We start from the raw sequence: 23,987 nt of genomic DNA on the forward strand, positions 1-23,987 counted from the left end.
AATAAGCGGTTGATTAACGCCGACCCAGCGAAGTGCTGACCATCTGGAAGCCTAAGGCGCGATAACACTCAAACTGAGTCTCGTCGTAAAACTGGTTAGAAGATGATTGATGTGGAAAAGTGGGATCCTGTGTTTTGTAGCGAGCGATATAAGGATTGTTATCAAATCTAAAATTGTCATCGCGCAAATGTGAGTTACTGTACTCAATTTCACCTAGGCTATCGCGTAGACTAAAATCACCGGTCAATGAAGTTTTTAGGTAAATTAACTTCCCGAGTTTTTCATTGCGGTAGTAAATATTACCGATGGCATAGTGTTGTTTACCATCGCGAATTTCATCTAAACCATCCATCACAATAATCACGCCGAAGTCGATTTGTACGAGGCGAATCAGGTCGGCTAAGCCGGAAAATGTCAGGTTTAGATCTTCTTCGCTATCACCCGCGATGATCAAGCGGCATTCGCGCCGTATTAATTCGTAGATGCCCAAATTTTCTATATGCCCGCCATCAGACAGATTGACATACGGTGTATCAGCACTGAGGTTGCTGCTGAGTTCACGTAAAAAATAGGCAGGTCCTGGACGTTGGCTTATGCTTTTTTTCTGATTAATCCAGGCAGGATTTTGTAGCCAGAAGTCATAGCGAATATTGAGCATTCCCAAAATAAACACCAAGGGCTTGACGGTATTTTTTCCCAGATTTGGTGCAGCGGCAGCTGCGGAAATCGCCATTGCGGTTGCTAGATTGAATTCAGGATTTTGTTTTTCGATCGCGGTCGTTTTGCAATAGCCAGTGCTGATGTTGCCGATGTAGCGTTTGCTAAAAAAGAAAAATCACCGCGTCGGTCATCGCTATACGCCTGGCTAGTACGACTCAGATTGAGCGTGCTATTGAGCAAGTGATAAGGCGTAAAGTGTGAGTCTAAGTGAGATAATTTTAGGGTGTCGGTTTGTTCTATTTTGTGTTGTGCATTGCAGCCAAAGATATATGCTTTGCTCAAACGATCGCGATAGAAACGGCTGATGCTGGTGAAATTGCTGTCACCAGTGAGCCATGAAAATAATAAAAATGCGGCGGCGATGAGGGCAAATCCCAGAGGGCTCTGCCATTGAAAATCAAGCAGTGAAGTTGAATTCGAGGCCCGCAATAAGTCATTGCTAAGATGCAGGTAAAACAACCAAAACACCAAAAATCCGATTAGCCCCAATAGGTAAATGGCTAGCCGCGAGAAGGTATTTGCTAGCGTGGGTAATAGTTTCTTCGCTAGCCCATTGAGAGCGAAGCTGCCGGCGCTGCCAGCTAAAGCCATTTGTTGAAAATTCCAGCGGTTCTGCTGTAGTTTGCCGTAGAGTGCGATGGTAATGCCTTGCAATTCGATGAAGAACGTCACCCCGATTGCAGCGATACACCAACCCAGTAAACGGGTGGCCATACTGCGCATTTGCCAGCACGCATTTTCATCCGAAACGGCTGTATTCCCCGTCGTACTGTCGGCGGTATTTGTTGCCGTGTTCCTCGTTGATTCAGAACGGTTCAACAAGCGATTGATGGCAGGCGACAGGAACAGAAGGACTATCGTGAATAGAATCAGGCATTTGGTAAAAATAAAATCAACACTCAGATCCAAGCCAAGTTGGGCCGTTGCATCATGCAGATACTTGCTGGGTGATATCGGCACGGCAATCAATACTGCACTCAGTGCCGCAAGCAAAAGTACAAAGGGAAAAACGATAAAAAAATTGATGACCATACCGCGTAAAAATACCGCTGGTACACGCAACACATCAATTAAACCATTCGGTGCCATGTAATTGGCGTTATTGCGCAAATGTCGAAATATTGGATTCTCGGGTACACCGGGTTGATGCTGAAACAAGGCATCGTGTGCGAGCGCTTGTTTGGTTTCATCTCTTGTTGTGGCAACACTTGTCGATTCCTCCGTACTCGATGCCGCGGCATTTACCGCGCTGTAACAAGAACCAATATAGCCACCACCAGATACGGTGGAGAGATAATCGACGGCCTTTAGCAATCCTAGTTTGCGTAAGCCTTGTAGGACGCCGAGATTGACCGTAGCGGAGCGAATGCCACCGCCCGAAAAAGCTAATCCGACTAATCCTTTATGCGCGACGCTGGTATCAGCATCCCAGCCTGCTTGGCTTTGTCTGATTTCATCTAGTACTTGATTAAGGACTTCCGAACGTTTTTCGGGGGCGACTAGAATCGCCTCAAAATCAATTAGCTCGATATCTCTTCTATGGATAAGCTGCCCGTCCTTGCTTAATATCGTGCGTTGATTGATATCTTCTAATTCCGCATTGAAGACTTCTTGTTGTAATTGGTGTTTGGTATTCATAGCACTTCTCTTTTCCATGTAAAGAGCGTTGAGGTCGCGGCATTTACTTGTTAATAAAATGCCTGTCTTTTACGCCTTCCAGGCTGCTGCGATTGCTCGCACCAGCTTTGCTCAGATCGTGTAGAGGGCAGGGCGCTGTATGTGCACCGCTTATTTCGGAAACTCAGCTAGAAATTCAGCCAGAAACTCAGCATTGAAACTAGTTTGCTTAGTTCGGATCAAATTCCAACTGGAGGCTTGCTGGGAAAGCTTGTTGATACTGAACTTTGCCAGCCTCACCCGGCGCACGGCGCAGGTTTTTGAGACGTAGCAAAGCTTTGACGATCATCGGAATCTGCACCATGTTGATGTATTGACCGAAGCAGGTATGCATACCGTAGCCAAAGTGCATATATTGATAATCAGGGCGATCAAGACGGAAAGATTTCGGATCATCGAGTTCGCGCCCATCCAACATCGCGGACTGCAGTGAGACCAAAATCTTGCTTCCTTTCGGGATTTTCTTAGAGCGGAAACTACCACTAGCGATCACGTAGTCTTCGTTCGCGACGCGGAATACGCCGGCACCAAAGCTGTTAAAGCGCATCGCCTCTAACATGGTTTTACGCAGAGTTTCATTGTCGTCAGAGAGAGCGGCGCGTTGTGCACTGGCGAGCAGGTCGGGATGATCCAGCAAATAATCAATCACTAGTACTACACATTTGGACGTCGTTGGCATTAGACCGATGATGATGCCGATCAAATTGTTGCGAATATCCAGATCACTCATGCCGGGCGTACCACTCGTTTGTAATTTAAGGCAACGCCCGATGATGTCGTCTTTTTCTTTGCCTTGGGCCGCATCTTGTTTGCGTTGCTGTATGAGTTTGTCAAGATAGGCACAGGTTTTCACACTATTGATTAAAGCCGCTTGATCGATTTCGGGTGGGTTACTTGGATAGAACAAATAGGCAAACATACTGCTAGTCCAGTCGAATAATTCTTGTTGCGTAGAGCCAGCTACACCCAAATAAGCGGCACTAAACTGACATGGAACTATGCTACTCAGTTCACTCACGACTTCAATTTTTCCCTTGGCTTCCGCCACCAGTTGCTGTGCGAAGGTCTCCACCATAGGGGCGATGATTTGTGATACGTCTTCCCGGCGCGCTACCAAGCGCATATTCGATACGTCACGGGTATACGTTGGCGTGTCATTCATACCGAGGAAGAAATTGCTGCCTGCTGTAATTTTTCCCATTTTTTCAGCATAGGTAACGCCTAGCGCATCGGAGCGCGATAAGGCTTCTTGTACGTCGCTGTAGCGGGTAATTAAAGCGAACTCTTTGAGTACCAGATTCGGTTTGAAAGTGCGTAAGAGACTAAAGATAAGGGGCAAGTGCTTAGTTGCCCAAGTGCTGATCGAAGTCTTAATGCGTGTCGCGAAGTCCATATGCATAGCCCATTTGGTTAATAAAATATATTTTTATTCGTAAAACTTATTGAGCAATGAAGGTTAATGTAAGTGTGTTTAAAAGTCTATTTTCTTACATATTTATTTGTGAATAGTTGTTTTGTTACTTCAGTTTGCCTGTGGAAGGGCTATGCAAAAAAAATGCCAGTCCAGGTCTAAGCCTGGGCTGGCATGTGAAGAGTGTGTGCAGTGCAAGTATCAGACTAAGGCTGATTCCTTTGATGGAGTGGAGCGCAGACCCCGTGACTTATTCAGTGATACCCCATTGTGATAACATCCAGGCAAAATTGAATGAGCCTTCTTTAATCGCATCATAGCGACCGGATGCGCCGCCGTGACCTGCTGCCATATTGGTTTTCAGCAATAGGGGGTTACTATCCGTTTTGTGCGCGCGCAGTTTTGCGACGTACTTGGCTGGTTCCCAATACATGACTTGGCTGTCGTTTAGGCCAGTCGTGACCAGCATCGCTGGGTAAGCTTTTTTCGCGACGTTATCGTAAGGAGAGTAGCTACGCATATAGTCGTAGGCGGCTTTCTCGTTAGGATTGCCCCATTCCAGATATTCGCCTGTGGTGAGTGGCAAGCTGGCGTCCATCATGGTGTTCATCACATCGACAAATGGCACAGCGGCATGCACCGCTTTGAATAAATCAGGGCGCATATTTACGACCGCACCCATCAATAAACCACCAGCACTGCCGCCTTGAATAATCAACTTATCTTTGCTGGTCCATTTTTCTTGGATCAAATATTCCGCAGCGGCGATGAAGTCGGTAAAGGTGTTCTTCTTCTTCATCAACATGCCATCCTCATGCCAGCGTTCGCCCAAATCGGTGCCGCCACGGATATGTGCTTGCACATAAATTACACCACGGTCGAGCAAGCTCAAACGACTTAACGAGAAAGTCGCTTCGGTCGAGATACCATAACTGCCATAGGAGTACAGCAAGGTCGGTGCGCTGCCGTCAAATTTCACGCCTTTTTTATATACGGCCCACAAAGGTACTTTGACGCCATCTTTTGCAGTTGCCCACAAGCGACGTGCTTCATATTTACTTGCATCAAAACCACCAACGACTTCCGTTTGTTTCAGGATTGTGCGTTCACCGGTCGCCATATCAATGTCCATCACCATTGATGGGGTGGTTGGCGATTGGTAAGACATACGCAGTTTTTGCGCGGTGAATTCTGGTGTGCCAGCACTATTGGCCAGATAGACTTCGTCCTTGAATTGCACACTAGTCCACTTCTTCGATTTAAAGTTATAGATACGCGTACGGTTCAAGGCTTGAGTTTTTTCTGTCACCGCTAAGAAATCACGGAATACTTCGTAATTACCAATCAAGACTTTATCGTCATGCTTGACGATTTCTTTCCAATTTTTCTCAGCTAACTTGCCGACAGGTGCCGTCACGATGCGGAAATTTTTTGCGTTCTTGTTCGTGCGGATAAACAATGTACCATCGCGATGTTCTACGTTATAACGATGACCTTTTGTCCGCCCTAAGATGGATTTAAATTTGTCTTGCGGTTTGTTGGCATCCAATAACCAGGTTTCGCTGGTGTCAGTTGCAGACGACATCAATTCTATAAATTTTTTGTCGTGCGTTGTGCCGACACCGATACCGAATTGCTCGACTTTTTCGTGATAAATTTCCACCGGCTTACCACCGAGTTCCACGCGGAACAGACGATCAGAACGTTTTGTTGTCGGATCTTCCTGTACGTAAAACATTGTCTTATTGTCGGCTGCCCACGCCATACTGGTGACGCGTTCTGCGCTATCTTTGAGCAGCTCACCCGTTTTCAAATCTTTGATCTGCAATTTGAATTGGCGATATCCTGTAGTATCCGTCAAATACGCCATGTAGCGATCGTCCGGGCTGATCAATGAACCCGCGACCATAAAGAATTTTTGGCCTTTCGCCAATTCGTTTTGATCTAGCAAAATTTCTTCTGCAGCTTTGTCATCGTAATTCATTTGCGCATCAGCCAAGCGGCGGCAATTAATACCGTATTGTTTGCCCGCTTCTGTACGTGAATAGTAGTAATATTTGCCGCGACGCACAGGAACTGATAAATCAGTTTCTTTCATACGTCCTTTGGTTTCGGCAAATAATTTGTCTGCTAGGGCTTGAACACCGGTGGTCATCGCTTCGGTGTAGGCATTTTCTGCGTTCAAATATTCGATGACTTTCGGATCTTCTTTTTTCTGTAACCAGCGATAGTCATCGGTCACAGTTTCGCCATGACGCACTTCAGACCATGCTGCTTTAGCAGCGATTGGTGGAACAGCTTTGCTGCCCATCAAAGGTGCAGCAGGTGCCATCGTAACTGCGGGCGCATCAGCCGTTTGTGCATTTGCTGCTTGCGTAGTACTCATCGCCAGCACCACAGAGGCACCGAGCGCAGACCAATTCTTAAGGGACATAAAAATCCTTGTAAATAAAACAGTGAGAAACGCATCTTAGGAGAGATTTGCATAAATTTCAATATAGATTTTTTCAAATGCGTTTCACCAAACTCAGGTCTGCGGGCTGTAAGACGGTTTTGAATTAAAAGTGATATTCGGCGCGCACCATCGGCGACTTGGCGTGGTAGCCATTGCCATGGGTAATTGCTTCAGTATTACCAAATTTGTTGCGCCAACATTGATACTCGATGCCGAGTTTAAAGGTCTTGGGTTTGCTGCCGGTCAAATGGCTAATATCCCACATCAATTGCATGTCGATATTCGTCTCGGCACCGGTCTGCTGACCGACCTCATTCACCCCTTTATTCGCGATAAAATTGGCGTATCCTTCAAAAGAGATGCGTTCACCGAGAGGTATGCCCCAACTCATGGTCAACATAGGATGGGTTTTGTAGTGATAGCGTGATTTGACATTTGAGATCGGTGGAAACGCACCACTAGGCGCATTACTTTCTTCTAGCAAGACTAGGCTAGTATTCAAAAAGCCTGGCACATCCCACATCAAGGTCGGTCCCAGCACCAACATGCGCTTGCGTGAATTGTAGCCAACATCATTTTTTGTATTCCAATCAAAGCCCGCGGTAATGCCGAAACCGCGCACCACACCGAATTGCATGTCTCTGCCAGAAATCTTCCCAAGATCAAAGGTATGCCGATACACAACATATGCTTCTTGTGCGCCACTGTTTTGTGTCAATGATGCGGGATCTTTGCTATCCGATTGCAGAAAATCTACGTTGAAAAAATTACTGCCATATTGATAGCCACTTGCATGCGTCAAGGAAAAAATATTCTTGCTGATGGCTTGCGGGTTGAAGGGTTCTCGAAATTGTTGCCCATTGCGAAAACCGATTGATGTATCACTCCAATCGGCGGCATCGGCCTGTGTCGTGGCAGCGCAAGCGACCGCAAAAATGGCGAACAAACTTGCTTGAAAAAATGGACGATTCATAGTCATTCCTTATGCTGAGAGTTTGTTATGAATGAATGCTTAACTTTTGTAAAATGTACTAGCGCAATCGTCGAACCGGCATGCTTGTTGAACGAATATTGTTGTTAGCGTTATTGTCATGCTCCTGCAAACTGTCATCCAATTTGAAAGCACTTACCACCCCGGCTAGTTTGGCAGCTTGTTCCTGCAGTGAACCCGCAGCGGCAGCGGCTTGTTCAACTAGTGCCGCATTTTGTTGGGTTGCATCGTCCATCTCGGTGATCGCCTGATTCACGTTGGTAATCCCCTCGTCTTGTTCATGACTCGCGACAGCGATCTGGCTCATCAGCTCAGCAACTTGCTGCACTGAATTAACGATTTGAGTCATGGTAGCGCCAGCGCTGTTGACCAATTTACTGCCGGCATCCACCGTGCTCACCGAATCATCAATCAAACTCTTAATTTCTTTTGCCGCACTGGCAGAACGTTGGGCCAGGCTCCGCACTTCCGACGCGACCACCGCAAAGCCTCGACCTTGTTCACCAGCACGTGCTGCTTCCACTGCCGCATTCAATGCCAGAATATTGGTCTGGAACGCGATGCCATCAATGACACCAATGATATCGACAATCTTGCGTGAGCTCAGCGAAATAGAACCCATCGTGGTGACAACCTGCCCAACTACTTCACCGCCTTTCACCGCGTAATTCGACGCGTTGGCGACGAGTTGATTGGCTTCATTTGCATTGCTGGCATTTTGCTTCACGGTCGCAGTGAGTTCTTCCATTGCCGCGGCAGTTTGTTCCAGATTAGACGCTTGATTTTCGGTGCGATTGGATAAATCCATATTACCCGTCGCAATTTCACTCGAGGCGGCCGCAATTGTCTCCGTGCTAGAGCGCACTTCGCTAATAGTGCGATTGAGTGAGGTCACAAAACGATTAAATGCATCTGCTAGCATACCGATTTCATCTTCACTTTCTACCGGCATGCGTCGACTTAAATCTCCGTTTCCGTCGGCGATTTCTCCGAGCATGCTGGCAGCACGGCCAACTGGTGCAGCAATCGCTGAGCTAACCAAGAAGATCACAAACAGACCGACACCGCCGCCAACGATACCTGCTACCAGTGCTGACCAGCCGACAGACGTCATCACCTTACCGATCACTTCATTTTCTGGTACTTCGGCAATGACATAAAGATCAAGTTCCGGAACAAAAGACGACACCACAATTTGCTTGCCTGCTGGCGAGGAATAAGTGGTGTTATAGAAAGCCTTACCGTTTAACAAACTCTTTGCCAGTTGTTCTGAAAACCCCGGCAATTTACTGATATCCGTACGCGACTCTACCAATGCGGCATTTCTATGAATCAGTAAAGTACCATTAGCACGTGCAAGATATACAGAGCCAGAATTGCCGATCTTGTAGTTCTTAATGGTTTCAGCTAACTTGCTGACCGAGAGGCCTATTCCTGCATAGCCAGCTTTGCCATTTCCTGCATCGTAGCGGGCATTAATGAATAGCATATAGGTGTCGCCACCTTTATCTTTGTCGATGTCCAGCGTGTAAGCTTTGTTACTCGTCATCAGACCGTAGAACCATTGATCTGAAGGATCGTTTTTATTTAAGGTACGTTCTAAGCCTTTTTGTGTAAAGTATTTTCCGCTGTCGCCGGATACCCAAAATACGCTGGCAGCCTGGGTCTTATTCTGTATCGTCTGCGCATATTTTTTCCAGGCTTCTAATCCGTCATCGCCAGCGCCGGCAGCTTCCCATGCATGCAAAAAAGTATTGTTGGCAATTGCTTGTGAGCTTGCCAATGGTGCCCCGATTTGCCGCAAAATATCATTGCGGATTTCGCCGACGATCGCAGGCAATTCTAATTCGACCGCACGCTCTTTTACCGTATTGCCGATCATGCTAAAACTCAAAGCGGTAGAAATAATTAGAAACAGCACGAGACATGCAGCCATACTTGCCAACAGTTTTTTGCGTATGGATAGGTTACGAAATAGGTTCATAGTATCTCCGAATGATGACGATATGTTTGTTGCAGATGTCGACGAGCAGATAATTAACCGATATGAAGGAAAGTGGATGAAATTGATAACAACAAAGAAAATTCGTATAGTAAAACTCACTAGACAATTCAATGTCTGAACTATCCAGAGTGCATCTAATCATCCAAATAATTATTGATGATGGCGGCGTATTCGCCACTTTGTAATAAACTTTTTAAGCCACGATTAAATTGATCCCGGACTTCCATTTTCTTGAAGGCCATTTGACCGATTACTGGTTTAAAAATGGCATACTGCTTATACAGGATTTGTGAATGCTCTTTCCCATGTAAAATGTTTGCGTAGAAGACAAAAGCTCGGAAATCCAATACAGTGACGTTGCCGCGTTGCGCATTTAACATTGGTAATTGTGAACGCTGATCGGCGACTTCAAAATACGACGCCGCGTTCTTGACTGCCAGTGCGAAATCCTTGCCTAAAATGCGAGTAGCGTGCCTAAAGCTGATGACATGTTTGTTAGATAGATCCTCTAACTTGTCAATTGCAAATGGTTGATCACGTAAGGTGACAGCAATATTCCTGAATTCGATGACGGGTTCCGAAAAATAAACCTGTTGATTGTCGGTAGGAATACCCGCAAATGCTCCATCTGCAATCCCTTGAACTACCTCCATTTCCATGCGCTTGTAATTGGTGTAGCTGAATTTGATTTTGATACCCTGATTAGCCATCGCACGTTCGATAATATCGCAGGCGATGCCATGTCTGGCTCCCTCCATTACATAAGGGGGCAAAGGCATAACTTGAATTGTCAATTCGCTCGCGCGAAGACTATTTGTGAACCAGAGAAGTACAAGCAAGACGGAAAACCTGGAAACTTGCATGGCAGTCCTGACGCGGTGATTGGTCTGAATAGATTCTTGAGGTGATAGCCGAGATTAACGTGTTTATTGTGATCAGTGAAATTGTGAATAAATTGTATAGCGTGGAGTTAATGAAACCTTGTGGTTTGTAAAAAATTGTTACTTTAATGCCGATCCTTGTTGTCAAATGGCAACTGAATGTGATGGAAATGACTTGAAGATTTTGAGCACCATACGATGCTTTGATGTTGAAACCGACAGCGCGGCACTGGTGGCATTGCTGGATATCACTCACTTGGTCAACCTGCCGGTCGACTTTGCCGTTACTATGCTTACCCTTTTCAATTGAAAGTTTATTATGAGCGATAGCCAAGCAAAAAAATCTTTACATCCCTTAGTTGCGATCGCTGCAGTTTCTGTCATCGTCTTGAGTATTGTTGGTGTCGCTGCCATGACTGGCTTATTGCCGGGATCAAAAGGCGAAGTGAAATCAGAGTTCGCTGACACAAATTTGACGACACTCGCACCTGCTGCACCTGCTGCAGTTAGTCCAGAAGCACAATCTTCGGCAACGAAAAACACCGCAAGCAAAACAAGTTCAAGTTCCGCCGTGAATAGTAAACAGGCGGACAATCAAGTAAACAAAACACGCGATGAAGTGGTCTCAGCGGAAAAACCAGCGAGATCTATTTGCAATCAATGCGGCATCATCGAATCGGTGCACAGCATCGAACAAAAAGCAGAAAAAGGTAGTGGCGTGGGTGCAGTCGCTGGTGCTGTATTAGGCGGCGTGCTTGGACATCAGGTTGGTGGTGGCAACGGTAAAAAATTGGCGACCGTGGCCGGTGCCGTTGGCGGTGGTTACGCAGGCAATGAAATCGAAAAAAGCCGCAATACCCACACCGTGTATGAAGTCAAAGTCAAAATGGAAAATGGTGAAATGCGCACCTTTAAACCAGAGCAGAAACCAGATTGGCGCGAAGGTGACCGCGTTAAATTGGTTGATGGTCGTTTGGTCAGTAATGAGTAAATCTCTTGCTCGCATCGAAAACTTGCGTAGCGTGAGTGTCGGTTCGCTGAGTTGATGTTGGACTAACAAATAAAAATGACAGCCAGAGAAATTGCGCTGTCATTTTTTTTCGTCACACTATTTCGATAAAGATTTGACAGTGTGGATATTATTCTTGGTCAGTCGAATCGGTTTGCCGCGCTGTCAATAAACTATGCGCCACTAAATCCAAAGCAGGGCGCGCATTTCCTTGTTTGTCGGTCCAGACTTTGGGTGTTAGAGCGCCTGATAAACTCACGCTCGCACCATCTTCCAATCGCAATAAAGTCTGACGAATCGTTTCATTGAACGCGATCACATTACACATAATGCTATCACCATCATCGGTCATTGCCTTGACCTTGCAGGTCACATAGCTAGACCCTGCGTGCCCGGTTCTTTGTTCAGCGATGCCATACAGGCGTCCTGCGATGAGAGCGTCTATCATGATTATTTATTCTGAAATGGTGAAGGATGCCGCATTATACGGCCTGAAATAGAGGTGTGCGCTCCGCTTCTCATTCAGATCAGGCGATACTGCATCAGTCCCTTTTAGCTTGAGGAGAGTTTGCAAACTTCCATCATTCTTTGCTTCGGTATCTTGGTGCGCTGTCGTACGGTCATTTCTATACTTACCCAATATAGTGAAGAATGCTGGCATCCTCACATCATGTCATGGTGCCTTCTCACTTAAGGAGCGACAACCATGAATTACATTGAAACAAAAGATAAAATCAAACTCTACTTAAAAGATTGGGGGACAGGGCAACCCGTCATCTTGATCCACGGTTGGCCATTGTCATCCGATAGTTGGGATGCGCAAGCGATGGCAATCGCCGAGGCAGGGTACCGCGCCATTGCCTATGATCGTCGTGGGTTTGGACGTTCATCACAAACCTGGAGTGGCTACGATTACGATACTTTGAGTGATGATCTCGCTGCTGTGATTGAATATTCAAAAGCGCAAGACGCTATCATCGTTGGATTTTCGATGGGCGGCGGCGAAGTCGCGCGTTATATGTCACGCCACGCCGGTAGATCAGTAGCGAAAGCAGCACTGGTTTCTTCCATTGTTCCTTTCCGCTTAAAGACGGCTGACAACCCAGCCGGTACTGAGCAAGCTGCCTTTGATGAAACCGCACTGACGATCAACAAAGATCGCGCCCAGTTTTTCACCGGTTTTTTTCGTACATTTTTCGGTGCGGATGCGCCAGGCAATTTGATCAGCGATGAGCTGTTGGATAACATGCGTAACATCGCGATGCAGGCAAGTCTGAAGTCAACACTGGAATGCTTAAAATCGTTTTCCAGTACCGATTTTCGTGGTGACTTGGCGCATTTTAAAGTGCCGACATTAATTATTCACGGTACAGAAGATAAGACCGTACCCATCGAAGCATCTGCCAGATTGGCGGTAAAAGGTATTCAGGGTGCACGCTTGATTGAATATCCAGGTGCGCCCCACGGTCTGTTTGCAACCCACAGAGAAAAATTCACGCAAGACTTACTGACGTTTATCCGTCAATAGTGACTGACCCGTATTTCGTTTGAAGCTCATTGCTTGTGCTTAAATAAGTCAGATAAGCTGAGCAAGCAATGAACGTAGTGATGGCACCTGAATGAAGGCTTGTACTCGTGCCAGTCGAACACAAACGAAAAGACCACATGAATCACAGGTGAGGATGAAAACGCCAAAATTCTCATTGTCAAAATATCGTGTGCTGTCGTACAGACCCATACCCAACGATCGCTTATTGTCGCAGATGTGAAGGGCTCGGCTGCCGATTATTTTTGCAGTGTATCTGGGCTTTTTTAATCAAATTATTTAAGGAGAATCTCAAATGAATCAAACTATGGCGGGCGATCACACTGCCCACAATAAAAATATGCAGTCTTGCATTGAAGCCTGCAACCATTGTCATGCAAGTTGTTTGCATACCGCCATGATGCACTGCTTAGAAATGGGTGGAGCGCATGTGGAAGCGACACATTTTCGCCTGATGATGGATTGCGCTGCGATATGTCAAACATCGGCCAGTATGCAATTATCTGGCTCATCGTTTCATCAAGCGCTCTGCACCATCTGCGCTGACATTTGCGAGGCTTGTGCAAAAAGTTGTGAAACAGTTGGAGGCATGGACGCCTGCGTCAAGGCTTGTCATGATTGTGCTGCGAGTTGCCGTAAGATGAGCGCCAAGGCTGGATGAATTTAGACAGTACAGGACAATGCTGGTTATACAGGTGTCGTAAATCAGCAGTCCTTCAAAAGTGGCTTTATTTACGCTGCTGACCAAATAACCAATCACGCCACCAGTATCCTGGATAGATATCGGACGGTGGTTGATGCTTCAGTCCTTTGTACTCTCTCAAAGCTACTTGCCCTGTACCGAGACTAGCTATCGCTTGAACGAAGCGTCGATCAGCTGTAATAGGGTTTTCCGAGTCGGCGTCACCGTGAATCACGATGATAGGTAGATTCGTAAAATTGCTTGCTTGCGAGTCTGGTGGCGCGATTCCACACATGGGAACAATGCCAGCAAACATGTTAGGTGCGATAGTTGGCAGGAGCCATGTTGCTGAGCCGCCCATCGAAAATCCCGAGGCATAAATCCGTGATTTATCGATGGGATTCACTGAGCTAAATTGATTGATGAGCTCTATCGTGTCATTCAACATTGGTGAAGCTACAGCATGTTGATCTGGTGCAGCGGGACCGTAGTTCGCACTTCTGATTGAAAACTGTGGAATCAAAATAAAAGCCTGATATCGATCTCGAATATCCGGCATTGCCCAGCTCTTGGCCAGACGATCTAACTGGCTTAGATTGTCAGTTCCTATTTCTCCTGATCCATGCAGTTGCACTACGAGAGGGTAAATCCTTCCTGGACTCAGCTTCGATGGGCGCAGCAGGCGATAGGGTAAGTGTGCACCGCGTGATGAGATAAAGTTGGCGCTCTCAAATTGGTCGGCGGATACCGTGTTGAAAAGTTCTCGTGACAAGGGAGTGGGGTTGTCTATTAGTTCTTGCTTTGGTGAGATGGTTGCGCAACTCGTCAGGGCGGCGCAGAGAAGGAAAATGAGTGTTTTTGTTTTTTTCATTGTTTGGATGGGGTTGTTTGATGTGAGGCACAGCATTGAAGCTGAGCAGCGAAAAGCAGCTGAGGACGAATGTCCAGGGATGAAATGAGAGCCTGAAGTGACGAGCCGTTGAGAGTCGGCTCGAACTTGGAGTTGAACCTCTTACTGCTGGTCATTGGGATGAAGAACATCATCTCGCAGTGAATACGATAGCATGTCGATTTCTGGGAAATCAGATTTGTAAACACCCCAGTCCATGTATTGATAGTATTTAGTCATCGCCTCGAAGTGGCTGTCGGCATCGACTGTCCAAACACGACTTCCGCCCGGTTTAAGGAGGGCGCGCGCAGCATCACCGTTCGGGCCAGCTAGACAGAACGTTTGCCCAGACGACTCTATCCAAAGTTCGTGAATCATATTTTTAGAGCCCTAAGTTTAAGTATGGGGGAATTGTGCGATGCGAACGCAAAAAGAAGCCAAAATGACGAGATCACCACGTCAGTAAAAAATATAAATGAAATGGTCAATGCGATTCTTTGTCATTTGTTTTGTTAATCTATTCAAAGGATTTTGACATCCTCGCTCTATCGTAATCAAGCAGTAGGCTATTGTGCTTTACGTATAGTTTTCTTAAAAAATCCTTATTTGGCCCAATTATATCCATACCTCTATCATCATAAGGATGCACTAATATACGATCTTTAAAATTGAAAATGTATACGTCACAACGGGGATTGGGATGCAAAGATGGGAAATCAACTGTAAAAGCGCACCAAAATAAACTCTGTAGTTTCGTTATTGGTAATTGAAACGCAACGCTTATCCTCCACTCTTCAATGCTTTCATCAAACCTGTCTTCGAATGGAACGGGGGCAAACCAAATTTCACGCTCTTCTGGAATTGCAATACCCACATTTTTTAGTTCACGTAAAACTTTGCGCAGTGCGAACTTATCATTCCCAGCGAATCTCCATAAACAAACTGTTATTGAATCAACTGCATCAAACAAATCTTCACAAATCAGCGAGGCTTTTCGTAAAGCTGTCAGCACCTGCTCTAACGGTTCTCCACCTTCCGACAGTTCAAACCGTAAGCCGTCTGGGTGCGCATAGAACAGCGCATTCCCGCACGCTTGAATCCCAAACATTTCCTCGATTGACCTACTAATTTTTGGATTCATGCTGATCCTTAATGCTTGCATAGCACTGTTCACAAACAACTGAGAAATCGCAAAATTTTCTAAATCGATCAGTCATATCTTCTTCGAGCAAGAACATATGTTCACATGCGTAGCACCAAGCTTGAAGATCGCGAGGTTCAGAGCTGTTCTCGACAAAACCAAGCGGCGCTCCATTGTTTTTAACCAAATGACAGCACACTGTGGCGGTAAATACTTTTCCGTGGGTCTCACAATCCATACTCAATTCGTCGCTTTTCATATGTGAAGACACCTAATTTGATTTAATGGGGAAGGAACATAAGTTAACATATAAATGCAAAAATAATAACGATGATGTTTCAAATAGGTGGTAAGCCTTATTAAACTTAAGGTCATGCTTACAATAATATATTGATATCGCCTATGGACGCAGGCGAAGATCATCCGCCAATCCCACAAAACAACAAAACCACACGTTTTTTGCTTTACTTTTCAAAGCGCTTTGAATTAAACTTCAAATCAATCCAAAGCGCTTTGAATTTTTATGTCTAAAAGCTATAAAAATCATTCAATCTACGCTTTTTAAATTTTTCTGATGATGAGTAAGTCTATGAAACCAGCCTGCATTTTTGACCTCGATGGTGTGATTGTGGATACCGCGAAGTATCACTATCTGGCATGGAAGCGCTTGGCGAATAGTTTGGGTTTTGATTTTACTGAGCATGACAATGAGCAGCTCAAAGGTGTAAGCCGGATTGAGTCTTTGAATTTGATTTTGCGCTTAGGTGGCAAAGAGCTCGATGCTGCGGAATTTGATGCGGCTTTGGTGCGTAAAAATGGCTGGTATTTGGAATACATACAGCAAATCGGGCCAGAAGAAATTTTGCCTGGTGCTGCGGAGTTTTTGAGTTCGGCGCGCGCGCAAGGGATGAAAGTGGCGCTGGGATCGGCGAGTAAAAACGCGGTCTTGATTTTAGAGCGCATACAGTTGCTCGATCAGTTCGATGCGATAGTTGATGGCAATAAAGTCAGCAAAGCCAAACCTGATCCCGAAGTGTTTTTGAAGGCAGCGGAAGAATTGGCGGTACCTGCTAGTGCGTGCATTGTGTTTGAAGATGCGGTGGCGGGTGTGCAGGCAGCGCGAAATGCAGGCATGAAGGTAGTGGGTATCGGCAGTGCTGCGGTACTGGATCAGGCGCATTTTGTGTTACCAAATTTTGCGGGCTTGAGCATCGTGGATGTGTTGGCACGCTTCGCGTAATCGACGAAAAAAAGCGCAAAAAATAGCAAAAAAAGTGACGAAGTAGTGCACAAGATAAACCAAAGACGGACGAAATAGCAATGAGAGATTACATCAAAAAAGACCCGTGGAATATTATCGAAGAAGGCTTTGATCCTGCTTTGAACCGTATCTCCGAAAGTATCTTTTCTATCGGCAATGGCAAGATGGGCCAACGCGCAAATTTTGAAGAAAAATACAGTGGTAGTAGTCTGCGCGGTAGCTATGTGGCGGGTGTGTATTATCCAGATAAAACGCGCGTCGGCTGGTGGAAAAATGGCTATCCAGAATATTTCGCCAAGGTGCTCAATGCAACGAACTGGATAGGAATTAACATCAACGTTGACGGCGAAGAACTGGATCTGGCAACGGCGAGCGTGGCGAATTTTAAACGCGTGTTGAACATGCAAGAAGGGATCTTGCAACGCAGCTTTGTGGCGACCTTAGCATCCGGTAAGCAAATTGAAGTGCAGTCCACACGCTTCACCAGTATCGTCGATACCGACAATGCGGTAATTCGCTATTCTGTGAAAGCTTTGAACTTCAGCGGCAAGCTCACGTTCACACCCTTACTTGATTTGAATGTGGTGAATCAAGATTCCAATTACGACGAGCAGTTTTGGGTGGAGATTTCTCGCACTGCTGCGCAAGGTACTGCAGCGATTACAGGTGAAACGAAGAAGACAGCTTTTCATGTTGCTTGCGCGTTTAAGTTGGCGTTAGAGCATGATGGTGAAGATACTTCATACACCATCGCGCCATTTTCCCAAGATAAGCTGGTTGGGAATACGGTGGCGATCACGATAGAGCAAAGCCAGACAATTAGCCTGATCAAGTATGTCGCGGTGATTTCATCCTTGTATGCGGACAAAGCAAACCTTCAAGCGAGCGCAGAGGCTAGTGCAGCTACCGCGCACGCCAAAGGTTTCACCACGCTGCTGAGCGAACAGCGCTCAGCTTGGGCGAAAAAATGGGCGGAGTGCGATATTACGATAGAAGGCGATGTCGCTGCACAGCAAGCGATCCGCTTCAATATTTTGCAGATGAACCAGACTTATACCGGTGAAGACGAACGCTTAAATATCGGCCCTAAAGGTTTCACTGGCGAAAAATACGGTGGCGTGACTTACTGGGATACAGAAGCGTATTGCTTACCGTTTTACTTGAAAACGGCCGATCCTAAAGTGGCGCGTCAATTGCTCGTATATCGCTATAAACACTTGGGACGCGCTATCGAGAATGCGGCTAAGCTGGGCTTCAAACATGGCGCGGCTTTGTATCCTATGGTCACCATCAATGGCGAAGAATGTCATAACGAATGGGAAATTACCTTTGAGGAAATCCATCGTAACGGTGCGATGAGTTTTGCGATCTACAACTACATTAATCACACTGGTGATGTCGGCTATCTGGCGGAATATGGCTTAGAAGTACTGATCGCAATTTCTCGTTTCTGGCGTCAACGTGTGCAATGGTCAGATCGTCGCAATGGCTACATCATGTTGGGCGTGACGGGTCCGAATGAATACGAAAATAACGTCAATAATAATTGGTACACCAACTTGCTGGCGCAATGGACTCTGAATTACACACGTGAATCTCTAGCGCAAGTTAAAGCGAACGATCCTGCACGTTACGCCGAGATCGTTGCGAAAACTCACTTGGGTGGACACGAAGACGAAGAAACGATCTGGGCCGATGTCGCAGCGAAAATCGTCTTGCCGGTGGATGCGCCAACGGGAGTGTTTATTCAGCATGATGGCTTTATGGATAAAGAATTGTTGCCGATGTCAGCGATTCCTAAAGGCGAATATCCTATTCATAAAAACTGGTCATGGGATCGCATTTTGCGCTCTTGCTATATTAAGCAAGCGGATGTTTTACAGGGGATTTATACCTTTGAGGCGAACTACGACAAAGAGACACTCAAGAAAAATTTCGACTTCTATGAGCCGCTGACCGTGCATGAATCTTCATTGTCGCCGTGTATTCATTCCATTTTGGCGTCGTCATTGGGCTATGAAGATTTGGCGTATAAATTTTATCTACGTACTGCGCGTCTGGATCTTGACGACTACAACCACGACACCGATGATGGCTTGCACATTACGTCGATGGCTGGTACTTGGATGTCGGTAGTGGAAGGCTTTGGTGGCGTGCGAGTTCAGCAAGGTGTCTTGCATTTGAATCCGAGTTTGCCGAAGCAGTGGCAGGGCTATTCTTTCCGCATCACCTTCCGCGGTGCTTTATTGAAAGTGACAGTTGCCAGTAATTCCATCATGATAGAAAATGAATCGGATACTGGTTTAACTTTACGTTTGGCAGGTGCAGAAAAGCAAGTGCCAGCACGTCAGATTTTGACGGTGGCGCGGTGAGTGTTGGATAAACAAGCGTATTAGCGAGAACCCCTCTCCCGTGAACGGGAGAGGGGCAGGGGTGAGGGGAGTTCAGCAATCCGTAAAGTGGATTTCTTGGAGAAATTATTTTGCTCAAACAGTAGGATGACAGTCTAATTTTATTTTTCAACAAGCTCAATCTCCCTCACCCCAACCTCTCTCCCGCTTGCGAGAGAGGGGCTTAAGCGATGTAATTCATCTCTTTTTTTGAGAGCTTCGTTTTTTTGCACAGAATTTCTTGCTCACATCGTTGGGGTAATCAGTTCGATGATGAGTTTCGGCTCCCTCCTTGCGTAAGCAAGTGAGGGGCTTTTTTTATCTTTCTTGAATGCGAACTTAAGTATGAAAAATTGGATCGCACAAAAAGCTGACTGGTGGCGTGAAGCCGTGATTTATCAGGTCTATCCGCGTAGCTTTAAAGATAGTAATGGTGATGGTATTGGCGACTTGCCTGGCATCACAGAAAAGCTTGATTACATCGCTAGCTTGGGCGTAGATATTGTTTGGATTTCCCCTTTCTTTACTTCGCCGATGAAGGACTTTGGCTACGACGTTGCTGATTATTGTGATGTCGATCCCTTGTTTGGCACGTTGGCAGATTTTGATATTCTGATTGCGCGCGCGCATGACCTCGGTTTGAAAATAATGATCGACCAGGTCTTATCGCATACGGCAGAGAGTCATCCTTGGTTTGCAGAAAGCCGTAGCAGCAGAAATAATCCAAAAGCTGATTGGTATGTATGGGCCTATCCTCAAGCCGATGGCACACCACCAAATAATTGGTTGTCGATTTTCGGCGGCTCAGCATGGCAATGGGATACACGACGTTGCCAATACTATCTGCATAATTTCTTGACCAGTCAGCCGGATATGAATTTTCATCATCCTGCGGTGCAAGATGCGCATTTGGCGAATATGCGATTTTGGCTGGAGCGCGGTATCGATGGCTTTCGTATGGATGCTTGCATTTATCATTTTCATGATCAGCAATTGCGCAATAATCCTGTCGCTGCAAAGCAAAATACGGTGAATGTCGCAGCATCTAATCCGTATGGTATGCAAGCACATATCTACGACAATTCACGTCCCGAGAATTTAGCGTTTTTGGAGCGTGTGCGGATCTTACTCGATGAATATCAGGCCATTTCAATTGGCGAAATTGGTGCAGATGATGCGCTTGAAATCATGGCGCAATACACCGAAGGCGGTAAGCGTTTGCACATGGCCTATAGCTTTAATTTGCTGACTGCCGAATTCTCAGCCGCGCATATACGGGCGCAAGTGGAAGCCTTTGAAGCCCGTGTAAAAGATGGCGGGGCTTCCTGGTCGGTCGGTAATCATGATGTGGCACGCGTGCACACGCGCTGGGGCGGCAAGTCAGCTGGATCTGCTTTCGCCAAGATGATTATGACTATGCAATTGATGTTAAAAGGAACTCCCTGTATTTATCAAGGTGATGAATTGGGATTGAGCGAGGCAGAGCTGGCTTATGAAGATTTACAAGATCCGGTTGGTATTACCTTTTGGCCTGAATCAAAAGGGCGCGATGGTTGTCGCACGCCCATACCTTGGGCGTCTGATCAGCATCATGCCGGGTTTTCGGATGCGACACCTTGGCTGCCGGTACCTTCGCAGCATGTCGCTTTGGCGGTGAATCAGCAAGAGGACAATCCAGATTCAGTGTTGCACTTTGTGCGAAAAGTGATGCGTTGGCGTAAAAGCATTCCTCAGCTATTGCGGGGCGACATCCATTTTTATGATCTGCCCGAACCCTTATTAGCTTTGAGTCGTGATCTGGAAGGTGCGCCTAGCGTCTATGCGGTTTTTAATTTGTCCGCGCAAGCGCAACAAATAGATTGGCCTTTGATACAAGATGCGATCGTTTTGTCAGGGCATGGCTTGGTTGGGCAGAAAGACGGTGCTAATTTAAATCTGCCAGCTTATGGCGCATGGATAGGATTGAAACGTCGTGGCTGATAGACAGTCGAGACAGAGGAAGATTGAAGGGGGACAGACGGGGGATGATAGAGGGGCGCGATTCCGTTTATACTGTGCAAGGAATTTCATGGAATCATTTGGGGATGAATTTATGCAAGATAATTTGGAAGCACAATTGAAACGTCGTCGTTTTTCACAATTCATAGCAGTAGCGGGATTGAGTTGCCTGAATATTAATTTAGGAATGAATGCGCAGGCATCGATCGCTAAACCAGAAGCTGGAATTGAATACACGGTGCTGGCACAAGCACAAAGCACCGGTTCTAGCCCGAAAATCGAAGTGATTGAATTTTTCGCCTACTATTGCCACTTTTGTTATGGCTTAGAGCCGACATTGGCAGAGTGGGTGAAAAAGCAGGGCGATAAAATTAATTTTAAGCGCATTCATGTATTAAATCCCGGCGTCGAAGCGCAACAAAAATTATTCTTCGCATTGGATGCAATTGGCAAGGCGGACGAATTGCACAACCAGATTTTTGATGCCTATCATGTGCAACGCAATCGATTGATGACGGACGAACAGGTGCGTGATTTCATCAATAAAACGACCATCGATAAAGCCGCTTTTTTCAGCGCGTATAACTCATTCACGGTAAAGACCAAACAAGGTCGTTCGCAACGCGTGATGGCCGATTATGAAGTTAATTCTTGGCCAACCTTAATTGTCGATGGTCGCTTTCACACCTCTCCATCGATGGCGGGCAAAGAATATGGCAGACCTTCTGAAGAGCAGGCGAATCAGGCTTTATTGCCGGTCTTGGATTGGTTGATTGCGAAGGCGCAAAAGGATAAAGCTGCTGCTAGTAAATAAATCAAGCGATTGAGTGCGAGTTGAGGTGTACTTGATTCGTAGGACATAAAAAACGCCAGACGAATCTGGCGTTTTTTATGTTTAGCACATTGGTATTTTAATTGAGTTTCTTCACTACCACGCAGCCAATGGAATAACCCGCGCCAAACGAACAAATCACGCCTATCGCGTCTTTGGTTAAATCATCTTGATGCTTATGAAACGCGATGATCGAACCCGCTGACGAAGTATTGGCGTAGGTATCTAAAATGGTGGGCGATTCCTCAGTGCTGGCGTCGCGCCCTAAAATCAAACGGGCGATCAGCAAATTCATATTCAAGTTTGCCTGGTGTAGCCAGAAGCGTTGGATTTGGTTCACTTCCAGTCCGGCTGATTGCACGGTGGTCGTGATCGTTTCTGCTGCCATAGGGCAGACTTCTTTAAATACCTTGCGACCCTGTTGGCGGAATAATTTATCAGACTTGCCGATACCGCTTTCATCGGCACGGTTCAAGAAGCCAAAGTTATTGCGGATATTATTTGAAAATGCAGTTTTCAGTTTCATCCCCAAAATACTAAACTGATGTTTTGATGTGGCGAGATCTGCTCGCTCTAAAAGAATCGCTGTGCAAGCATCGCCAAAAATGAAATGACTGTCACGATCGCGCCAGTTCAGATGTCCACTGGTGATTTCTGGGTTGACGACTAAGACTGCGCGCGCTTGTCCGCTTTGAATTGCGCTCATCGCTGCTTGTATGCCGAAAGTGGCGGAAGAACACGCTACGTTCATATCAAAACCGTAGCCATCAATGCCTAAGGCATTTTGGATTTCTACCGCCATCGCCGGATAGGCGCGTTGCATATTACTTGCCGCGCAAATGACCGCATCCACATCCGCCGCTGTCTTGCCTGCGCGCTCTAAAGCTTGTTTGGCGGCGGCAACCGCCATGTCACACATGATCGACGGTTCATCATCACTGCGTTCAGCGATATGCGGCACCATGCGATTGGTATCCAGTACACCAGCCTTATTGACCACATAGCGTGACTTGATGCCTGACGCTTTTTCGATGAAGGCCTCACTGGATGTTTCTAAAGCCGTGATCTCACCGGCTGCAATTGCCGCCGCATTGTTTTGATTGAACTGCTCAACGTAAGCGTTAAAGCTGGCGATGAGTTCTTGGTTAGAGATAGATTCGGTGGGCGTGTATAGACCGGTGCCGCTGATGACGACTTGGTTCATCTGGGTTTCCTCGCTGAGTTTCTCGGGTGGAGTGAAGGATAGCACTGCTTCTGTTGGCGGTGCTTAGTGCTTAGCCGAATAATTCTACACAAGTATTTTATCAACGCTGCTTTAGCCATGGATCTTAGAGTGATTACTCGAATCCTTCGCCACTCGCAAATTTATGTAATAAGCATCATACGGCCAGATAGCGACCTGGACGATGATTGAGCATGATCGCCAAATTCAAAACGACCGCGCCAATCACAGACGCCAACATCGCGATTGGAGACACCAGCAAGAAGGAAGCACAAACTATGCACAAATCAATGCCCATTTGCAATTTTCCAGCGCGGATGCCATGTTTTTCTTGCAAATACAGCGTCAAGATATTAATGCCGCCTAAACTAGCCTGATGCCTGAAAAGCACAATAAAGCCGACACCCATCAAGGAACCGCCTATCAACGCGACATAGAAGGGGGTTAATGCGCTCAATTGGACCATCTTAGGATGCAGCCCCGACATCACAGAAACTAAGGCGACTGAAATAAAAGTTTTGAGGGTGAAGCGCCAGCCCATGCGTTTCCATGCCAACCAATAAAAAGGCAGATTCAGCACAAAGAAAACCGGCCCAAAAGACAGACCGGTTGCATAATGGATTAGAAATGCTAAACCAGCGGTTCCGCCTGTAAATAATCCTGCTTGATTAAATAAGGCGACGCCCAGTGACACCAACAAAGTGCCCGTAAATATCGCCAGCACATCTTCAAAAAGATTGTGGGGCACGGCAACAGGAGGGCGTGGCGGGGTGGACATCGCAGTTTTCATAAAGTCAAACTTAGCTGGCAGGGCTTGATCGTCATTTTTTGGTCGACGTATTTGAGCGGATTCTCAGCCCATATTGTAGCGGTGTCT

At 46.3% G+C, this 23,987-nt stretch carries 20 protein-coding genes; 7 read left to right on the forward strand and 13 right to left on the reverse strand.

What is annotated here, in order from left to right; translation table 11 throughout:
- Positions 1-13: 13 nt before the first annotated feature.
- From ACO0KW_RS00235 to ACO0KW_RS00265, 7 genes are all read right to left on the reverse strand, one after another.
- Positions 14-733: a hypothetical protein gene (locus tag ACO0KW_RS00235; RefSeq protein WP_423049486.1), complete on the reverse strand. Its 720-nt coding sequence runs from the start codon at positions 731-733 to the stop codon at positions 14-16.
- 8 nt (positions 734-741) lie between these two features.
- A complete protein-coding gene (locus ACO0KW_RS00240; RefSeq protein WP_423049488.1) occupies positions 742-2,358 on the reverse strand; it encodes a patatin-like phospholipase family protein in 1,617 nt (538 codons plus the stop codon).
- Between the two features lie 208 nt (positions 2,359-2,566).
- Positions 2,567-3,796 (reverse strand): cytochrome P450, encoded by a 1,230-nt coding sequence (locus ACO0KW_RS00245; protein WP_423049490.1) that lies wholly within the window; start codon positions 3,794-3,796, stop codon positions 2,567-2,569.
- Between the two features lie 262 nt (positions 3,797-4,058).
- Positions 4,059-6,242, reverse strand: coding sequence for a S9 family peptidase (locus tag ACO0KW_RS00250; RefSeq protein WP_423049492.1), 2,184 nt, complete (start codon positions 6,240-6,242; stop codon positions 4,059-4,061).
- 124 nt (positions 6,243-6,366) lie between these two features.
- Positions 6,367-7,236, reverse strand: coding sequence for an outer envelope protein (locus tag ACO0KW_RS00255; protein WP_423049494.1), 870 nt, complete (start codon positions 7,234-7,236; stop codon positions 6,367-6,369).
- A gap of 58 nt (positions 7,237-7,294) precedes the next feature.
- On the reverse strand, positions 7,295-9,238 hold the full coding sequence (locus tag ACO0KW_RS00260) for a methyl-accepting chemotaxis protein (protein WP_423049496.1): 1,944 nt from the start codon (positions 9,236-9,238) through the stop codon (positions 7,295-7,297).
- Between the two features lie 155 nt (positions 9,239-9,393).
- The gene (locus tag ACO0KW_RS00265) at positions 9,394-10,053 is read right to left on the reverse strand and encodes a substrate-binding periplasmic protein (RefSeq protein ID WP_423049498.1); all 660 of its coding nucleotides are present in this window, start codon (positions 10,051-10,053) and stop codon (positions 9,394-9,396) included.
- A gap of 406 nt (positions 10,054-10,459) precedes the next feature.
- Here ACO0KW_RS00265 and ACO0KW_RS00270 point away from each other — a divergent pair, with 406 nt between their 5' ends.
- Complete coding sequence (locus ACO0KW_RS00270; protein ID WP_423049500.1) at positions 10,460-11,131, forward strand: glycine zipper 2TM domain-containing protein; 672 nt, start codon at positions 10,460-10,462, stop codon at positions 11,129-11,131.
- Positions 11,132-11,279: 148 nt separating this feature from the next.
- Here ACO0KW_RS00270 and ACO0KW_RS00275 read toward each other — a convergent pair whose 3' ends face one another.
- Positions 11,280-11,597, reverse strand: coding sequence for a single-stranded DNA-binding protein (locus tag ACO0KW_RS00275; protein ID WP_423049502.1), 318 nt, complete (start codon positions 11,595-11,597; stop codon positions 11,280-11,282).
- A 258-nt stretch (positions 11,598-11,855) separates the two neighbouring features.
- On the opposite strand from ACO0KW_RS00275, the gene ACO0KW_RS00280 reads away from it, so the two are divergent.
- Positions 11,856-12,677: an alpha/beta fold hydrolase gene (locus ACO0KW_RS00280; RefSeq protein WP_423049504.1), complete on the forward strand. Its 822-nt coding sequence runs from the start codon at positions 11,856-11,858 to the stop codon at positions 12,675-12,677.
- 313 nt (positions 12,678-12,990) lie between these two features.
- A complete protein-coding gene (locus tag ACO0KW_RS00285) occupies positions 12,991-13,356 on the forward strand; it encodes a four-helix bundle copper-binding protein (protein WP_423049506.1) in 366 nt (121 codons plus the stop codon).
- A 67-nt stretch (positions 13,357-13,423) separates the two neighbouring features.
- On the opposite strand, the gene ACO0KW_RS00290 is transcribed toward ACO0KW_RS00285, so the two are convergent.
- The 3 genes from ACO0KW_RS00290 to ACO0KW_RS00300 form a co-directional block, all read right to left on the reverse strand.
- Positions 13,424-14,149 carry a dienelactone hydrolase family protein gene (locus ACO0KW_RS00290; RefSeq protein ID WP_423049508.1) on the reverse strand — a complete coding sequence of 242 codons (726 nt, stop codon included), beginning with the start codon at positions 14,147-14,149 and terminating at the stop codon, positions 13,424-13,426.
- A gap of 240 nt (positions 14,150-14,389) precedes the next feature.
- Positions 14,390-14,644: a hypothetical protein gene (locus ACO0KW_RS00295; protein ID WP_423049510.1), complete on the reverse strand. Its 255-nt coding sequence runs from the start codon at positions 14,642-14,644 to the stop codon at positions 14,390-14,392.
- Between the two features lie 139 nt (positions 14,645-14,783).
- Positions 14,784-15,407 (reverse strand): DUF3885 domain-containing protein, encoded by a 624-nt coding sequence (locus ACO0KW_RS00300; RefSeq protein ID WP_423049512.1) that lies wholly within the window; start codon positions 15,405-15,407, stop codon positions 14,784-14,786.
- A 589-nt stretch (positions 15,408-15,996) separates the two neighbouring features.
- Between ACO0KW_RS00300 and pgmB the strand changes: the two genes are divergently transcribed.
- The 4 genes from pgmB to ACO0KW_RS00320 all read left to right on the forward strand — a co-directional run bounded on the left by pgmB (position 15,997) and on the right by ACO0KW_RS00320 (position 21,870).
- Complete coding sequence (gene pgmB, locus ACO0KW_RS00305) at positions 15,997-16,647, forward strand: beta-phosphoglucomutase (RefSeq protein ID WP_423049514.1); 651 nt, start codon at positions 15,997-15,999, stop codon at positions 16,645-16,647.
- A gap of 80 nt (positions 16,648-16,727) precedes the next feature.
- Positions 16,728-19,040, forward strand: coding sequence for a family 65 glycosyl hydrolase domain-containing protein (locus tag ACO0KW_RS00310; RefSeq protein ID WP_423049516.1), 2,313 nt, complete (start codon positions 16,728-16,730; stop codon positions 19,038-19,040).
- A 363-nt stretch (positions 19,041-19,403) separates the two neighbouring features.
- Complete coding sequence (locus ACO0KW_RS00315; protein WP_423049518.1) at positions 19,404-21,038, forward strand: alpha-amylase family glycosyl hydrolase; 1,635 nt, start codon at positions 19,404-19,406, stop codon at positions 21,036-21,038.
- 88 nt (positions 21,039-21,126) lie between these two features.
- Positions 21,127-21,870, forward strand: coding sequence for a thiol:disulfide interchange protein DsbA/DsbL (locus ACO0KW_RS00320; protein ID WP_423049520.1), 744 nt, complete (start codon positions 21,127-21,129; stop codon positions 21,868-21,870).
- A 97-nt stretch (positions 21,871-21,967) separates the two neighbouring features.
- Here the strand turns inward: ACO0KW_RS00320 and ACO0KW_RS00325 are convergent, their stop codons facing one another.
- Positions 21,968-23,092, reverse strand: a complete 1,125-nt coding sequence (locus ACO0KW_RS00325) for a beta-ketoacyl-ACP synthase III (protein WP_423049522.1) — start codon at positions 23,090-23,092, stop codon at positions 21,968-21,970.
- A 175-nt stretch (positions 23,093-23,267) separates the two neighbouring features.
- On the reverse strand, positions 23,268-23,888 hold the full coding sequence (locus ACO0KW_RS00330) for a YitT family protein (protein WP_423049524.1): 621 nt from the start codon (positions 23,886-23,888) through the stop codon (positions 23,268-23,270).
- Positions 23,889-23,987 lie beyond the last annotated feature (99 nt).

Source organism: Undibacterium sp. Ji22W (assembly GCF_049340305.1).
Classification (GTDB): domain Bacteria; phylum Pseudomonadota; class Gammaproteobacteria; order Burkholderiales; family Burkholderiaceae_D; genus Undibacterium.

Bases quoted from the DNA above. Each gene is read 5' to 3' on its own strand.
- ACO0KW_RS00235 (WP_423049486.1), bottom strand. From the start codon at position 733: ATGGCGATTTCCGCAGCTGCCGCTGCACCAAATCTGGGAAAAAATACC.
- ACO0KW_RS00240 (WP_423049488.1), bottom strand. From the start codon at position 2,358: ATGAATACCAAACACCAATTACAACAAGAAGTCTTCAATGCGGAATTA.
- ACO0KW_RS00245 (WP_423049490.1), bottom strand. From the start codon at position 3,796: ATGCATATGGACTTCGCGACACGCATTAAGACTTCGATCAGCACTTGG.
- ACO0KW_RS00250 (WP_423049492.1), bottom strand. From the start codon at position 6,242: ATGTCCCTTAAGAATTGGTCTGCGCTCGGTGCCTCTGTGGTGCTGGCG.
- ACO0KW_RS00255 (WP_423049494.1), bottom strand. From the start codon at position 7,236: ATGAATCGTCCATTTTTTCAAGCAAGTTTGTTCGCCATTTTTGCGGTC.
- ACO0KW_RS00260 (WP_423049496.1), bottom strand. From the start codon at position 9,238: ATGAACCTATTTCGTAACCTATCCATACGCAAAAAACTGTTGGCAAGT.
- ACO0KW_RS00270 (WP_423049500.1), top strand. From the start codon at position 10,460: ATGAGCGATAGCCAAGCAAAAAAATCTTTACATCCCTTAGTTGCGATC.
- ACO0KW_RS00275 (WP_423049502.1), bottom strand. From the start codon at position 11,597: ATGATAGACGCTCTCATCGCAGGACGCCTGTATGGCATCGCTGAACAA.
- ACO0KW_RS00280 (WP_423049504.1), top strand. From the start codon at position 11,856: ATGAATTACATTGAAACAAAAGATAAAATCAAACTCTACTTAAAAGAT.
- ACO0KW_RS00285 (WP_423049506.1), top strand. From the start codon at position 12,991: ATGAATCAAACTATGGCGGGCGATCACACTGCCCACAATAAAAATATG.
- ACO0KW_RS00295 (WP_423049510.1), bottom strand. From the start codon at position 14,644: ATGATTCACGAACTTTGGATAGAGTCGTCTGGGCAAACGTTCTGTCTA.
- ACO0KW_RS00300 (WP_423049512.1), bottom strand. From the start codon at position 15,407: ATGAATCCAAAAATTAGTAGGTCAATCGAGGAAATGTTTGGGATTCAA.
- pgmB (WP_423049514.1), top strand. From the start codon at position 15,997: ATGAAACCAGCCTGCATTTTTGACCTCGATGGTGTGATTGTGGATACC.
- ACO0KW_RS00310 (WP_423049516.1), top strand. From the start codon at position 16,728: ATGAGAGATTACATCAAAAAAGACCCGTGGAATATTATCGAAGAAGGC.
- ACO0KW_RS00315 (WP_423049518.1), top strand. From the start codon at position 19,404: ATGAAAAATTGGATCGCACAAAAAGCTGACTGGTGGCGTGAAGCCGTG.
- ACO0KW_RS00320 (WP_423049520.1), top strand. From the start codon at position 21,127: ATGGAATCATTTGGGGATGAATTTATGCAAGATAATTTGGAAGCACAA.
- ACO0KW_RS00325 (WP_423049522.1), bottom strand. From the start codon at position 23,092: ATGAACCAAGTCGTCATCAGCGGCACCGGTCTATACACGCCCACCGAA.
- ACO0KW_RS00330 (WP_423049524.1), bottom strand. From the start codon at position 23,888: ATGTCCACCCCGCCACGCCCTCCTGTTGCCGTGCCCCACAATCTTTTT.